16 protein-coding genes are annotated in these 15000 nt (G+C 56.0%); 3 read left to right on the top strand and 13 right to left on the bottom strand.

What is annotated here, in order from left to right; translation table 11 throughout:
• Positions 1-76 precede the first annotated feature (76 nt).
• From ABLQ08_RS29400 to rplS, 3 genes are all read right to left on the bottom strand, one after another.
• A complete protein-coding gene (locus ABLQ08_RS29400; RefSeq protein WP_352949976.1) occupies positions 77-634 on the bottom strand; it encodes an HNH endonuclease in 558 nt (185 codons plus the stop codon).
• 389 nt (positions 635-1023) lie between these two features.
• Entirely contained in the window at positions 1024-2436 is a 1413-nt protein-coding gene (leuC, locus tag ABLQ08_RS29395) for a 3-isopropylmalate dehydratase large subunit (RefSeq protein WP_352949974.1), read from the bottom strand.
• Between the two features lie 255 nt (positions 2437-2691).
• On the bottom strand, positions 2692-3165 hold the full coding sequence (rplS, locus tag ABLQ08_RS29390; RefSeq protein WP_352949972.1) for a 50S ribosomal protein L19: 474 nt from the start codon (positions 3163-3165) through the stop codon (positions 2692-2694).
• Between the two features lie 210 nt (positions 3166-3375).
• On the opposite strand from rplS, the gene ABLQ08_RS29385 reads away from it, so the two are divergent.
• Both ABLQ08_RS29385 and ABLQ08_RS29380 read left to right on the top strand, forming a co-directional pair.
• Entirely contained in the window at positions 3376-3555 is a 180-nt protein-coding gene (locus ABLQ08_RS29385; protein WP_352949970.1) for a hypothetical protein, read from the top strand.
• Between the two features lie 177 nt (positions 3556-3732).
• Complete coding sequence (locus ABLQ08_RS29380) at positions 3733-4896, top strand: helix-turn-helix transcriptional regulator (protein ID WP_352949969.1); 1164 nt, start codon at positions 3733-3735, stop codon at positions 4894-4896.
• Here ABLQ08_RS29380 and trmD read toward each other — a convergent pair.
• Positions 4893-5603, bottom strand: coding sequence for a tRNA (guanosine(37)-N1)-methyltransferase TrmD (gene trmD / locus ABLQ08_RS29375; protein ID WP_352949967.1), 711 nt, complete (start codon positions 5601-5603; stop codon positions 4893-4895). The genes ABLQ08_RS29380 and trmD overlap by 4 nt on opposite strands.
• Positions 5604-5785: 182 nt before the next feature.
• Between trmD and ABLQ08_RS29370 the strand changes: the two genes are divergently transcribed.
• Positions 5786-6304 carry an antibiotic resistance protein VanZ gene (locus ABLQ08_RS29370; protein ID WP_352949966.1) on the top strand — a complete coding sequence of 173 codons (519 nt, stop codon included), beginning with the start codon at positions 5786-5788 and terminating at the stop codon, positions 6302-6304.
• On the opposite strand, the gene rimM is transcribed toward ABLQ08_RS29370, so the two are convergent.
• The 9 genes from rimM to dctP form a co-directional block, all read right to left on the bottom strand.
• Entirely contained in the window at positions 6253-6807 is a 555-nt protein-coding gene (gene rimM, locus ABLQ08_RS29365; RefSeq protein ID WP_352949964.1) for a ribosome maturation factor RimM, read from the bottom strand. The two genes, ABLQ08_RS29370 and rimM, sit on opposite strands and share 52 nt — an antisense overlap.
• A gap of 48 nt (positions 6808-6855) precedes the next feature.
• Positions 6856-7233 (bottom strand): 30S ribosomal protein S16, encoded by a 378-nt coding sequence (rpsP, locus tag ABLQ08_RS29360; RefSeq protein ID WP_352949962.1) that lies wholly within the window; start codon positions 7231-7233, stop codon positions 6856-6858.
• An 18-nt stretch (positions 7234-7251) separates the two neighbouring features.
• Positions 7252-7575 carry a chorismate mutase gene (locus ABLQ08_RS29355; protein ID WP_352949960.1) on the bottom strand — a complete coding sequence of 108 codons (324 nt, stop codon included), beginning with the start codon at positions 7573-7575 and terminating at the stop codon, positions 7252-7254.
• Complete coding sequence (gene ffh / locus ABLQ08_RS29350) at positions 7572-9107, bottom strand: signal recognition particle protein (RefSeq protein ID WP_352949958.1); 1536 nt, start codon at positions 9105-9107, stop codon at positions 7572-7574. The genes ABLQ08_RS29355 and ffh overlap by 4 nt, the downstream gene beginning before the upstream one ends.
• Positions 9108-9373: 266 nt before the next feature.
• On the bottom strand, positions 9374-10951 hold the full coding sequence (gene cueO / locus ABLQ08_RS29345) for a multicopper oxidase CueO (protein ID WP_352949956.1): 1578 nt from the start codon (positions 10949-10951) through the stop codon (positions 9374-9376).
• Between the two features lie 122 nt (positions 10952-11073).
• Entirely contained in the window at positions 11074-11949 is an 876-nt protein-coding gene (locus ABLQ08_RS29340; RefSeq protein ID WP_352949954.1) for an isocitrate lyase/PEP mutase family protein, read from the bottom strand.
• A 9-nt stretch (positions 11950-11958) separates the two neighbouring features.
• Positions 11959-13233 (bottom strand): TRAP transporter large permease, encoded by a 1275-nt coding sequence (locus tag ABLQ08_RS29335; RefSeq protein ID WP_352949952.1) that lies wholly within the window; start codon positions 13231-13233, stop codon positions 11959-11961.
• A complete protein-coding gene (locus ABLQ08_RS29330; RefSeq protein WP_352949951.1) occupies positions 13230-13724 on the bottom strand; it encodes a TRAP transporter small permease in 495 nt (164 codons plus the stop codon). The genes ABLQ08_RS29335 and ABLQ08_RS29330 overlap by 4 nt, the downstream gene beginning before the upstream one ends.
• 125 nt (positions 13725-13849) lie before the next feature.
• Positions 13850-14842: a TRAP transporter substrate-binding protein DctP gene (gene dctP / locus ABLQ08_RS29325; RefSeq protein WP_352949949.1), complete on the bottom strand. Its 993-nt coding sequence runs from the start codon at positions 14840-14842 to the stop codon at positions 13850-13852.
• Positions 14843-15000 lie beyond the last annotated feature (158 nt).

Below are 15000 nucleotides of genomic sequence, written 5' to 3'. Positions count from 1 at the left end.
ACCTCTTAACCCACCGTAGGGGAAAGAAAGGTCAGTCACAGTTTCCAAAACTAAAAACAATAGGAAACAGATATATTTAGGGCTCCAGTTCGGTATCCCAATAGAGAAAGTCCATCCAACTGTCATGCAGGTAGTTTGGTGGAAATCCTCGGCCATTATTGTGAAGATCCTGAATTGTCGGCTGAAAGGGCATGTGCATCGGCCACATGTTCAGCTGCTTGCAGGACTTGTTGGATTTGCGCAAATTGCATGGGGAGCATGCTGTAATGACATTATCCCAGGTGGTTAAGCCACCCTTGGAGCGGGGAATGAGGTGATCAAAGGTTAATTCATCCTTCGATCCGCAATACTGGCACTGGAATTTGTCGCGAAGGAATACATTAAAGCGGGTGAAGGCAGGGTAACGGCTTGGCTTTACAAATGTCTTGAGTGAGACGACGCTGGGCAATCTGAACTCAAAGCTCGGACTTCGGACCGCTGCATCATATTCAGCAACGATGTTCACCCGATCCAGAAAAACAGCCTTTATGGTGTCCTGCCAACTCCACAAAGACAATGGGTAGTAACTCAATGGCCGGTAATCCGCATTGAGCACCAACGCCGGATGGGTTCCCGGCGAAACCGCTATTGTCACCTTCCGCTCCTCACGCCCAGGGCACCTTGCGTTCAGAAGGACACAGAAAGATGCCCTCACATCTTAAGTCCGATCGGCTTTCAGCATCATGTGGTCTCACACGATCGCAAGCCGATGTCATCGGATTGTCCGTTGCCCAGTTGTCAGGACAGCGGATCATGTCCTTTTGTGACAGGAGTATTGTAGTGCCGAGGTGACAGTCTTGTGAAGCCCGCCAAAATCATTTCTGATCACAGTTGTTGACTATGCTTTCTCAGCGAACCAACACACTTAAACCCATGAATTATTTAGAAAAATAAGAAATCATCTGCGTCATCATGTCAGTTTTGCGAATGGAACAAAAAAGGGCGCCGATTGGCGCCCATTCTGTTAACGGTTCGTTATGCGAATCAGTTGGTCGTCCAATCGCGAATGTCGACAAAGTGCCCGGCGATGGCCGCAGCTGCCGCCATTGCAGGCGAAACAAGGTGCGTCCGACCCTTATGGCCCTGACGGCCTTCGAAGTTCCGGTTGGAGGTTGAGGCACAGCGCTCACCCGGCTTCAGCTTGTCCGCATTCATGGCAAGACACATGGAACAACCTGGTTCACGCCATTCAAAACCGGCTTCCTTGAAGATCACATCAAGACCCTCTTCCTCGGCCTGTTCCTTGACCAGGCCGGACCCCGGAACCACCATGGCACTGACATGGCCCGCCACCTTGTGATTGCCGATCACGGCAGCAGCTGCGCGCAGATCCTCGATACGGCCATTGGTGCAGGAGCCGATGAAAGCGCGGTCGATCTTGATGTCGGTGATCTTGGTGCCCGGCTCGAGACCCATGTAGTCAAGCGCCCGCTTCTTGGAATCGCGACGGTTCTCGTCCTCGATCTCTTCCGGGTTCGGGACCACACCCTCTACGGAAACAACGTCCTCGGGCGAGGAGCCCCAGGAAACGATTGGTGGCAGGTTGGCGGCGTCCAGCTCGACAACCTTGTCGAAATAGGCGTCCGAATCTGTATGCAGCGTTTTCCAGTAGGCCAGCGCCATGTCCCAGGCTTCGCCTTTCGGAGCCTTCGGGCGTCCTTCGATGTATTCGAAGGTTGCCTCGTCGGGAGCGATCAGACCGGCGCGGGCACCGGCTTCAATGGACATGTTACAGACCGTCATCCGGCCTTCCATGGACAGCGAGCGGATCGCGTCGCCGGCATATTCGATCACGTAGCCCGTGCCGCCAGCAGTACCGATCTTGCCGATGATCGCCAGAACGATATCCTTGGCGGTGACACCTTCCGGAACCTTGCCATTGACCTTCACCAGCATATTCTTGGCTTTTTTCTGGATCAGGGTCTGGGTCGCCAGAACATGTTCGACCTCGGATGTCCCGATGCCGTGTGCCAGCGAGCCGAACGCGCCATGCGTGGAGGTATGGCTGTCACCACAGACGATGGTCATACCAGGCAGCGTAAAGCCCTGTTCCGGACCAACAATGTGAACGACGCCCTGGCGCATATCGAGTTCGGAGTAATATTCGACACCGAATTCAGCTGCGTTCTTGGCGAGCGTTTCCACCTGAAGAGCCGATTCCGGATCGTCGATGCCATGGCGGCGGTCGGTGGTCGGGACGTTGTGATCGACAACGGCCAGCGTCTTTTCCGGCTGGCGCACCTTGCGGCCGTGAATGCGCAGACCTTCGAACGCCTGCGGGCTGGTTACCTCATGCACCAGATGACGATCAATATAAAGCAGACCGGTGCCGTCCGGTTGCATGTCGACCGCGTGGTCGTCCCAGATCTTGTCGTAAAGCGTCCGTGCCTTCGCCATGGCTCTCTCCTCATTCCGGCCGGCAGCCGGCAGCGTATCGCATCGCTACGCCGGTTACCCGCGTCCCTCAACTGAAGTCCTGTCGGCTTCAGAAGAGCATCTCCAAATTCTGGCTAGTGAATGACGCAGCTCCGCCCTCAGGTCAAGCATTGCGAGTTGAGTTGAATTCAACTGAGATTGACCGGCTGTAACCGCGCATCGAAAAAAGGCGGCCCAACAGGACCGCCTTTCTTGAATTCATAAGCTTTCCTAAGCTTATTCTGCCGCGCTTTCAGCAGCCGCGGCAGCTTCAGCCTTCTTGGCCTCTGCCTTTGCAGCCTTGGCAGCAGCAGCTTCAGCGCGAGCTTCTTCGTTGAGGCGCTTGGAACGAGCGTTGGTATTCTCAACGATACGTGCGGACTTACCGCGACGGTCACGGAGGTAGTAAAGCTTCGCACGGCGGACTTTACCGCGGCGAACAACTTCAACGCCTTCAAGCATCGGAGAATAGATCGGGAAGACACGCTCAACGCCTTCACCATAGGAAATCTTGCGAACCGTGAAGCTCTCGTTGATGCCGCCACCGGAACGGGCAATGCACACACCTTCGTAAGCCTGGGTACGGGTACGGTTACCTTCGGTGACCTTCACGTTGACGCGAACGGTGTCACCCGGAGAAAATTCAGGAAGCTTACGCTGAGCTTCGATTTTCGCCATTTCTTCAGCATTGAGCTGTTCGATCAAGTTCATGGCATATTTCCCTTTTCATTTACAAAGCGGTCAGAGCGTCCTCCGCAACGCCGAGAACGAATTCACCAACTTTGGGCCATGTTGTTTTTCAGCCGGATTTCCAAGCTTCAAGGCTCACTTAAGAGCCAGCCTGAACAGCAAGTCTTTGATAAGAAGACACACCTAGCACCCAGCTTCGGCGCGCATATACATTAAAATCAGAGGATTGTCATGCGATTTTTGACGGTCATTGCTGATCCCAACCAGCTCGTCGCATCCGGTATTGCTCAATCGGATTTAAACCGCCAAGCACGCTTTCTAGCTCAAAAATGGGAAAGAGGCCATTCTTGTTCGTATGCAAAACAAAAAGCAGCGGCACTTCTGCCGCTGCTGATGCCAAGTAAGGCATAAAATAAAATCGGAAAAACACCCTTCATGACGTAAACGTCCAACGGGACTTCCCTTAAAGTATCCGGATTTCATAACACGGATCTGGACATCGGCATTAGTGCAATTGCACTACAACCATAACTTTTGCTAGATAATAGGCGACAGGATGCCTCGCTCAACCTTGGGAGGAACCCTTTCGTGGTTATGGATCGTTCAGATTTACTTGGGAAGCTTTACACATCAGCTTTGCTGGACGGCGGTCTCTCGGGCGTGCTGTCTGATCTGGCAATCATCTATCCGGAATTGCCAATCACCTATCAGGCTCAATGCGTTTATGAAACGCAGGTTTATGATTGCGCGATGTTCAATCATGGCAGCGATGCCGAAATCCATCTCAGCCAGGCGCAATCCGCAAATCCGTTTCCGCCGATTGCTTTGAAATGCGACGTATCGGACGTCGCAATCACGGAACACTTCATACGACCGCAGGATGTGGAGAAAACGGACTTTTACGACGAGTATCTGAAACACCACCGCGAGATCAATCGTGCCTTCGGCATCATCCTGCACCGGCACGGCGCGGATTCCGCCTTCGTAGCTGCCAATCTGCCACGAACGATGAAAAAACGGGAAGAACGGCATGTTCTGGAACTCTTCCGTTTTCTCAGACCGCATTTGCAGGGCGCCTTCAATCTGATCCTCGAAGTCGCCAAGCGGAAATCAACCCTGACCAATCCGACTTTCTGGCTGGATCAGATTCCGACTTCGGCCTGTGTCGTATCACCAGACGGCAAGGTTCAACATTTCAATGGCCGGGCCGCACGAATGTTTCAGCTCGCCCGAAACCTTTACATGGACAAAATGGTTCGTTTGTCCGCCCGCAAGGCTGATACGCACAAGGCGTTGCACAATGCCCTGCAAAAGGCTTCGATGAGTTCGACGGCAGTCGGTCCTGTTCCGCTCGTGCCCGGACGGCAAGGCGGGCCGTTCGCCTTCATTCTCCCAATTCATGAAAGAGAACAGATCCATCCAGGTCTCGCACCGTTCATTGCGCCGACATTGCCACTGCTTGTCACAATCTTCGATCCTGACGAAGCTCCAAAGAAATCAGAGCGTATTCTCGCAGCTGCCCTTGGTCTAAGCGAACGGGAAAGCCTTCTTGTTCAGGAGCTTATCCTCGGCGCTTCCTTGCGGGAGGCGTCGAACAACCTGCAGATCTCCTACAACACGGCACGAAATCAACTGGCAAGCGCAACGTCGAAAACCGGCTCGCACTCGCAAAGCGACATCATCCGGCGTGGCACCCAGATCCTGGCCAGGCTGGGTGATGCGTCCTTGGGATCAGGCCAGAGCGAGCCTTAGTCCACGTCATCCTCATCCGCCATGTAGGCATCCCACATATCCGGACGCCGTTCACGGGTCAGGCGCTCAGCTTCCGACATCCGCCATTCGTGAATTTTCTTGTGATTGCCTGAGGTCAGGACGTCGGGAATCGCGTGTCCTTCGAACAATGCAGGGCGCGTGTAGTGAGGATGTTCCAGCAGTCCGGTCTCGAAGCTTTCGGTGTCGGCACTTTCCATGTTTCCCATCACACCCGGAATGAGACGGATGATGGCATCAAGCATGGTGATCGCGCCGATCTCGCCCCCCGAGAGGATGTAGTCGCCTATGGAAACTTCCTCCAGCTCCCGGGAATCGATAACCCTCTGATCAACGCCTTCAAATCGCCCGCAAACAATAATCGCTCCCGGTCCTTCGGCCAACTCGTGCGCACGCGCCTGTGTGAACGGTTTGCCGCGCGGGCTCATCAGCAGTCTTGGACGGGGATCAGCCGAAGGCGCAGCAGCGTCGATTGCCTTGGCCAGAATGTCGGCACGCAGAACCATGCCGGCACCCCCTCCAGCTGGCGTGTCGTCCACCGAGCGGTGCTTGTCCGCCGCATAATCACGGATCTGGCTCGTTTCCAGCTGCCACAGATTCTTTTCCAGTGCCCGGCCGGACAGACTGTGCCCCAAAGGTCCCGGAAACATGTCCGGATAGAGCGTTAGAATTGTGGCTTTGAACGGCATGACCGCCCCTGTCAGTATTAGCGTTTGCGCCAGCTTCGGCACCCGAACCGGCCGCGAGCTAAGTATGCATTAACCCTGGCCATCAAAAATTCAGGTCATCCACCGGCTAGTTTCCCGAAAGAAAGCTCTGATTAAGGCTCTCGATGCAAACTGGCAAGAGCGTTTCAATCGGGTAGTCTACCGTGGTCAAGTTTCCTGTATTTCGATTCAAGCTTCCGGCGATCGTGCAAGAACGAGTTGACCAGCATTATCTCGATTTTTCTCTGACCCGGATATTGCCGCTTATCTGCCTGGTGACGTTCGGTGTTCTCGCCGGTCTGGTGTTCAATACCGGTGTCGGTCACCCCTATGACAAGGTCATACATATCGGCTTCTTCGCCTTGCTGACGTTGTCTATCCATGCACTCTTCTGCTGCCGACTGAGGATCTCGGCGATCGTATCATTCGGCATGGGAATTGGTGGTGAGGTTGTGCAGGGGTTTCTGCCGCATCACGAGATGTCGCTGCCGGATGCCATTGCCAACGGGATCGGCGTGGCCCTCGTCTGTGCATTTATCGCCCTGATCCGCTCGGAAACAAAGCAGGTGCTCAGAGATGAGACGGAAGGTCTCTATCTGGGGGAGATGGGGCTGCAGCCCGTGCCGGTCCGTTATCTGTCCGGAGCGTCTTCGGAAGAAACCGGTTCGCCTTCGGACAAATAGTCTTCCGGCAGATCCACTGTTACCCGACCATCGGCCAGGCTGATTTCCGGCACGAATTCCCTGGTGAAGGGGATGTAGAACGTCTTGCCGCGCTTGGGCCTGATCTCCAGAAGGTCACCAGCACCGAAATCCTGCACCGCGACGATCCTGCCAAGCGTTTCGCCGTTCTGATCCAGAACATTCAGGCCATTTAGATCGGAATAGTAGAATTCGTCTTCTTCAGGCTCGGGCAACTGGTCCCGGTCGATATAAAGTTCGACACCGTTCAGCTCTTCAGCCTGATTGCGGTCCCTGATCTCCTTGAACTTGGTAACCACGACCGTCTTTTGCACCCGCGCCTTTTCGACTTCAAAGGACTGCTTGCCATCTTTCGTCGTCAGGACACCGTAATCGGTAAAGGAAAGCGGATCGTCGCCGAACGGCTTGACCCGCACTTCCCCGCGAATGCCATGCGCCGCGCCGATCTTGGCCATCAGGACCTTCTGACTATCAGAATTACTCATGTCAGCAGGTTTCCTTCTGCCAATTCGGCGCAGCACTGATCATTTGGCTTATTCTGCGGCAGTTTCTTCAGCAGCAGCAGCGGCTGCTTCTTCTTCAGCCATGCGCTTGGCTTCCAGACGCTCTTTCGCCTTCGCACCCAGCTCGGCCTTTTTCGGGTTGTTGCGCGGCTCACGCTTCAGCAGACCGGCAGCATCCAGGAAACGGTGAACGCGGTCGGTCGGCTTTGCGCCGGTGCCGAGCCAGTACTGAATGCGCTCGACGTTCAGCTGGACGCGGTCTTCGGAATCCTTCGGCAGCATCGGGTTGTAGGTGCCGACCTTTTCGATGAAACGGCCATCGCGCGGTGAGCGGATGTCAGCAATAACGATGCGGTAGTACGGGCGCTTCTTGGAACCGCCGCGTGCCAGGCGAATTTTCGTAGCCATTTAGTTTCTCCAGTTTTTTCAGTTGCCGGCTTCAGCGGCAATGGCTTCATGGTGCCGGATTACTTCTCGAACGATGAAGTTCAGGAATTTCTCGGCAAAGTCAGGATCGAGATTGGCATCACCGGCGAGCTGCCGTAGCCGTTCGATCTGAATTTTTTCCCGCGCCGGATCGGCCGGCGGCAGGTCATTGTTGGCTTTCAGAAAGCCCACTTTCTGGGTGCATTTGAATCTCTCGGCCAGCATATGCACGAGAGCTGCGTCAATATTGTCGATGGATGCCCTGAGCGCTTTCAGCTCTTTCAGGGCCTGGCTTTCGCCCAGCTGGGTCTCCGCCTCACTCATCGCTTCTTACCCTTGCCCATGCCCGGCAGTCCGGGAAGTTTCGGTCCGCCCAATCCAGGCAGGCCCGGCATTCCCGGAGGAAGTCCGGCGCCACCCAATCCGCCGGGCAGGCCTTTCGGCAATTCCATACCACCGGGCATCTGACCGGACTTGGCCATTTCTTCCAGCTGCCTGGGGTCAACATCCGGCATTCCGCCGCCCATGCCACCCATCAGCTTGCCAAGCATGCCCTTTTTCTTGCCCATGGCCTTCATCATGTCGGCCATCTGACGATGCATCTTCAGCAGCTTGTTGACCTCGGCCACCTGCACACCGGAACCCGCTGCAATGCGCTTCTTACGGCTGGCTTTCAGCAGTTCCGGCTTGCTTCGCTCGGTCGGCGTCATCGACTGAATAATGGCAACCTGACGCTTGAACATCTTGTCGTCGATATTCGAAGCCTCGATCTGCTTCTTCATTTTGCCGACGCCCGGCAACATGCCCATCATGCCGGACATGCCGCCCAGCTTTTCCATCTGCTTCAGCTGCTCGGCCAGATCGTCCAGGTCGAAATGACCTTTCTGCATCTTCCTGGCCATCTTGGCGGCCTGTTCGGCGTCGATCGCCTCCGCGGCTTTTTCAACCAGCGAAACGATATCGCCCATGCCGAGAATACGGTCGGCGATCCGCTTGGGATGGAAGTCCTCCAGCGCATCGGATTTTTCACCGGTACCGATCAGCTTGACCGGCTTTCCGGTAACCGCCTGCATGGAAAGCGCCGCACCGCCGCGTCCGTCACCGTCCATACGGGTCAGTGCGATACCGGTAATCCCGACACGCTCATCGAAGCTCTTGGCAAGATTGACGGCGTCCTGACCGGTCAGGGAGTCGGCAACCAGCAGAATTTCATGAGGCTGTGCGGCTGACTTCACGTCCGCCATCTCCACCATCAACGGTTCGTCGATGTGGATGCGGCCCGCGGTATCAAGCATGACAACGTCGTAGCCGCCGAGCTTGGCCGCGGACATCGCTCGGTTGGCGATCTCGACGGGCCCCTGCCCTTCAATGATCGGCAGTGTATCGATCTCGTTCTGCTCACCCAGAACCTTCAGCTGCTCCTGCGCAGCAGGACGCCGGGTATCGAGAGACGCCATCAGGACCTTGCGCTTGTCGCGCTGGGTCAGGCGGCGGGCAATCTTGGCTGTGGTGGTCGTTTTACCGGACCCTTGGAGACCGACCATCATGATCGCGACCGGTGCCGGCGCGTTCAGATCGATCGGCTGACCTTCGCTGCCGAGCATTTCCACCAGCTGGTCATGAACGATCTTCACGACCATCTGACCCGGGGTCACGGATTTGACGACCTCGGCACCAACGGCGCGATTACGAACCTTGTCCGTGAAAGAGCGCACGATCGGCAGGGCAACGTCGGCTTCAATGAGCGCGCGGCGGATTTCGCGCATCGCTTCATTGACGTCATTTTCCGACAGCGCACCCCGGCCGGTGAGCTTGTCGAAAATTCCACTTAGTCGATCGGACAGGCTTTCAAACATCAACTGGTCCTTAAGTCATCGTTTTCGGGATATTTCCCGAACCATATGGGCAACCGCAGCTCAATTCCAAGCAGACAGAGCCGCACAAAGCAGTTTCGCACCCGAGGGCGCATCGCGCTGTCGGGTGTTGACCTCCGGGAACTCTTTACACCTTTTCGGGTCCCGGTCGGCGGTTCAATTTGTCGGTCACTCATATGGAGTTCGCGGGTCTATGCCTGAAACATCGCGAAGAGTCAAGAAACTCGCCAAATTTCATGGCAATCCCATCAGGACACAGTGAACCCGGCCATCATTCCCGAATCCTCGTGCTCCAGAATGTGACAGTGAGCCATATAGGGCTTGTCCGCCGTTGCCGGATAGTCAAAGCGCACCTGGATTTCCACCGTACCTCCCTTGGAAATCGGCATGGTATCCTTCCATCCGGTTAGTTCAGGCGGTGGAGCATTCCCATTCACGGTCAGTACGCGGTACTGGCATCCATGAATATGAACCGGATGCAGCATCCTGTCCGTACCCTCGGAAAACACCCAGTGCTGGTCCTGATTGATGGACACGTCGAAGTCGACCCGGCTCATGTCAAAGGACTTGCCGTTGATGGCATTCGCCGACAGCTGCGTTTCCATTGACAGTTCTTGACCATCGACAATCGCGTTGGTCACGGCATCAGCGATTTCAGGATTTGCCTTCCCGCTTGCCATCAGCTTCGGCAAACCGGCTTTCATGAAAAGCCCCATGCCTTCGTCATCGAGGTTCATGCCGAACTCGAGCTTCTGTGTCGGTTCGTCGGACAATTCCGCAATCGGAGGCAGTTTGACCAGGCCTTCCGGAAGAGATCCCGCACCGTCCTTTCCATTCGGCTGGAAGGTCATGAGTGCCAGGTCCTGGTCGAAGGGCGGAAGGTTCATCGCCATCTGGTCGACCGGTCTCGTCAGCAAGTCGAAATTCTCACCGTTTCTGGCATCGACCAGAATCTCGAAGCGCTCGCCTGCATGAACCAGAAGTTCGCTGAGTTCGACAGGTGTCTCCAGGAGCCCACCGTCTCCTGCAATCACAAAGAAGGACCGGTTGGCAGACAGCGCCAGCCGGTAGCTGCGCGCGTTCGATCCATTCAGTATCCGCAATCTCAACCATCCTTTGGCCGTCTGCGCCCTCGGATAAGCAGCGCCGTTCACCAGCATCGTGTCGCCGACGTAACCAACGGTGACCGCTGCCAGGTTGAAGCGATGGAAGAAGCTGCCGTCGGCATTAAATCTTCGGTCCTGCAGAATGACCGGGATGTCGTCGACACCCCATTCCGACGGCAATTGCAGACTGTCGCTGTCTTCGTCATCGATCAAAAACAGTCCGGCAAGCCCTTTCAGGACAGGCTCGGCGGTAGTCGGATAAAAATGAGGATGGAACCAGCAGGTTGCTGCCGGCTGGTTGATGGTGAGCTGGGGCGACCAGGTCTTGCCCGGCAGGATCTGTTCTGCCGGTCCGCCATCGACATCGCCGGGCACCTTGAGCCCGTGCCAATGCATCGTGATCGGCTCTTCCAGCGTGTTCTGGACTTCCATCATCACGGTGTCACCGCGGCGAACGCGTATTGCCGGTCCGAGATAGGGACCGTTGATCCCGTAAGTGGGCGTCTTCAATCCCTCGACGAAAGCCCCCTCGCCTGTCATGGCCTGAAGTGTGATTTTGCCATTGGCGTCAGGCGCAAGCTGTTTGGGTATCGGCAGGTCAGGTCTGGCTGTCTCGGAACGGGCCGGGCCATTCATCAGGCCAGGCAGCACCAGAGTGCTCAGCGATCCGGCCAGAAACATGCGTCTTGAAACATACGGAGCAGAAAGAAAAGAAGTCACGGCATTCTCCCTGGATGCAACACTTCTCAACCTACAACTATAATAAGAAAGCCTGTCCGTTCCCAGTTAAAGATCGGACAGCTTCAATCGCTCGGCAAATCGCTGTTATCTCAATTGCTTGATCAGTGTTTTCGCCGCGAAGTCTCGTAGCGCGACGACACGTCATAATAGTCGTTGAAACCAATCTTGTCGCGAAGCTCGTGGAATTCCATGAGACTAGAGGTTCGGTGGTCGTCGGTTTTCAGTTGTTCAAGCGTATGCACCATGGCTTTCATGGCACTGGCAAGAAGCGTCAGAGGATAAGCAGCGATGGCGTAACCGATGTCTTTGAGCTCCGCGTGAGGCAAATCGGGCGTTTCGCCACCTTCGACGATATTGGCCATCTTGGGACCTGGCAGCTCGCGGCAGACTGTTTCCATTTCGGTCACCGTCTTGGGTGCCTCCACAAAAAGAATGTCTGCTCCCAGTTCACTGAATTTGGCAGCACGTTCAATTGCTTCGGACAGACCGTGCTCGTGACGTGCATCGGTGCGCGCGAGAATGAGAATATCTGCCCCGGCTTCCTTGGCGTCCACGGCCGCCCGGACGCGATCATAAGCTTCCTCGCGTGACACCACCTCCTTGCCCGGCGTGTGACCGCACCGTTTGGGGGCAACCTGATCCTCGATCATAACAGCAGCAGCACCTGCCTTGGCAAATCCGGATACGGTCCGGCGCACGTTCATGGCGTTGCCGTAGCCGGTATCGCCATCGGCCAACAGCGGCATCCGGATCGCATCGGCAATGTTTCCGACCTGATCGACAACTTCGCCATAGGACATCAGGCCGAGATCCGGCTGACCGATCCGGGAAGCGGACGCAGCGAAGCCGGACATGAAAGTCATGTCGAAACCAGCCTGCTCGATCAGTTTTGCCGACAGGGCGTCATAGCAGCAGGGCATCACGTGAAGCTTGTCCTGCCTCAGCAGAACACGAAGTTTTTCGGCCGGAGACGGCATGGAACATCCTCAGAATTTGAAGGGGATATAGAGAGCCAGATCGGTCCACATGTAAAGGATCACAACAGACACCAGCATCAACGCCAGGAACGGCAATACTCCACGTGAAACATCTGCAAGGCTGGACCGCGCCACCGACTGAATGACATAGAGATTGAGCCCCACCGGCGGCGTGATCAGGGCGCATTCCACCATCACCACCATGTAGACACCGAACCAGATGGGATCGAAGCCCAGCGCCATGGCGGCAGGCAGCAGAACGGGTGTCATGATCAGGACCATGGAAAGTGCCTCAAAGACAAGGCCCATGATCAGGAGCACGACCGATACAACAAGAATGAAGGCAATCGGCGTATCGATGTTCTGTCCGATAAAGACGGAGATTTCCTGCGGAATCCGATAAAGCGTGATCGCCTTGCCGAAGACCTTGGCACCGGCGACAATCAGCAGGATGGCAACCGTCGTCACCATGGAATCGAATGCCGCTTCCTTCAGTCCCTGCCAGGTAAGCGTTCTCAGGACGAGACCCGTGATGATCAGCGCGACGGCAAATCCGATTGCGGCTGCCTCTGTGGGTGTTGCGATCCCTGTGTAGATCACACCGATCACGAACCCTGCCAGCACAACAGATGGCAATGCTCTCAGAGAGCTTTGCATTCGTTCACGTCCGCTTGCGGCGGGCTCCGCCGTATATCCCCCAAACCAGCGTGCATAAATCATTGAAAAAGCGATGAAAAAAGCCACCAGCAACAGGCCGGGCCCTATCCCTGCCAGAAACAGGGCGATGACTGACTGCTCAGTGACGAAGCCATAGACGATCATCGGGATCGATGGCGGGATGAGGATGCCGAGCGTTCCCCCGGCAGCAAGAAGACCATAGACAAAGCGGCGCTCATAACCCCGGTCGATCATTTCCGGAATGGCGACGGTTCCGATCGTTGCTGCCGTGGCGACCGAAGACCCCGAAATCGCGGCAAAGATCGCACAGGAAAGGATGGTGGCGACCGCAAGGCCACCCGGCCAGTGACCCACCCAGGCGTGAACGGCAGCAAACAGATCCTTGCCGACACCTCCCTTCAGCAGAATGTTCGACATCAGAAGAAAGAGCGGAACTGCAAGCAGGATGAATCCATCGAGCGTCGACAGAATTGCCTGCGGCGCCATCAATGGCGAAAACCCGCCAAGCATCAGCATCGCGAGACCAAGACCGCCAAGCGTGAAAGCCACGGGCACGCGAATGAGCAGCAGACCGAAGAGAACCGCCAGAATGAGAAGTGTCGTCATGTTACGGACCTGCTTTCTTCCGCGGTCCCCTTTATGGCCTTGACCATGAGGATCACGGCCTGAACAAACAGCAATGAAAAGCCGACCGGTATGGCCAGTTCCGAAACCCAGGTCGGCAGATCGAGCATCGACCCTGTCGTTCGACCTCTTTCGAATGAATCGAGAAAAATGCCGCCCCCCTTCCAGGCGACAATTGCGCTGAAAACCCCGATGACGATCATCGCCAGCGTCGCGCAAAGCCGCTTCGCCGATTGTCCGAGCCGTTCGGTCATCGCATCCACGGCGATGTGCCGGTTGGTCTTCAGCAGCCAGGGCATTGCGATCATGGTGCCCCAGATCAGGCAGAGCTGGGACAATTCCGCCGCCCAGATCGTCGGCGCGACGAACAGATAGCGTGCCGTCACTTCATAGGTGAGCATGCAGCCGGCAAGGATAAACAGAAATGCGGAAATCCAGGCGAGTGCCCGGAGAAGGGTGTGAAAGGCTCTCATGAAACGTTCGGCAGCTTGGATAATCGGAACAGCCGCGCGACAAGTCGCGACTGAAATTGAGGCTGGAAGCAGAAAAGAGGTGGCCGGCAGTCCGGCCACCCTGGATTTTGATCAATCAATGACGTTCAGAGATTGTTCGCCGCGTCGAGCACGGTCTCACCCAGCTTTCCGGCCTTTTCCTTGTAGGCGTCGTAGACCGGCTGGCTGACTGCCTTCCAGGCAGAGATCTCTTCGGCGGTCGGCTTGTAAACCGTCATGCCGTTTTCTTCCGCTGCCGCGTAGGCATCGGCCTCGATCTGGGAAACGCGGTCACGGACGTCGGATTCAGCTGTGAGTGCAGCCGCTTCGATGATTGCCTTGTGCTCATCCGGCAAGCCGTTCCAGAAGTCGCTGTTCACAACCACGATGAACTCGATGTCGGCGTGGTTGGTAACGGTGATGGTGTCCATCACTTCCCAGAGCTTTCTGGATTTGACGCCGGAAACACCAGTCATGCCGATATCGACCGTTCCACGCTGATAGGCAAGATACTGTTCGGATCCTGAAATCAGGGTCGGCGCACCGCCGGCGGCCGTCACGAAATCTCCGAGGGTCTTGCCGAAGACACGAACCTTCTTGCCTTTCATGTCTTCAGGCGTTTTCACCGGAGCGTCCTTGGACAGCATGATGGCACCACCATAGGCCTGCCACCACAGCACATTCGATCCGGTATCCTTGATCGCCTCGTCAAGCGGGCCACGGACCGGCGAACCGGGGGCAACAGCTGCCCGGACCTTGTCTTCGGTATCGAACAGGAACGGCTGGTAGAAGATATCGACGGCCGGAATGTCTCCGACATAACGCGTCAGGGATGCAACGCCCATTTCAATGGCGCCGGATCCGACTGCCGCAGGCACTTCCTTATCCTTGTAAAGCTGCGCTGAATCGTAGATCTCGACGGCAATATCGCCATTTGAGTTCTTTTCCACTTCCTCCTTGAACAGAAGCAGATTCTGACCCAGGTGGCTTTTGAGCGGCAATTGCAATGAAATGCGCAAAGTGGTGTCGGCTGCGTCGGCAGTACCTGCCGACAGGCCAAATGCCATCAGGGCGCCAAGCGCCCAAGCAATCGGTTTCATATTTTCCTCCCAATTAACGCGAGCAGTTTTGCAAAGCGGCAATTTGCGGTCAATACGGGGTAAACCCGGTAAAGATGACAATAGTTCAAGTGTCTTTTGAGGTAACCGAACACCACGTCGCGACTGGTGCTCGCTCTGACCGCGCATTCCGGCAGGTT

It is taken from the genome of Roseibium sp. SCP14 (assembly GCF_040329475.1).
Classification (GTDB): Bacteria; Pseudomonadota; Alphaproteobacteria; order Rhizobiales; family Stappiaceae; genus Roseibium.
This window is presented reverse-complemented; position numbering and strand designations above follow the sequence as displayed.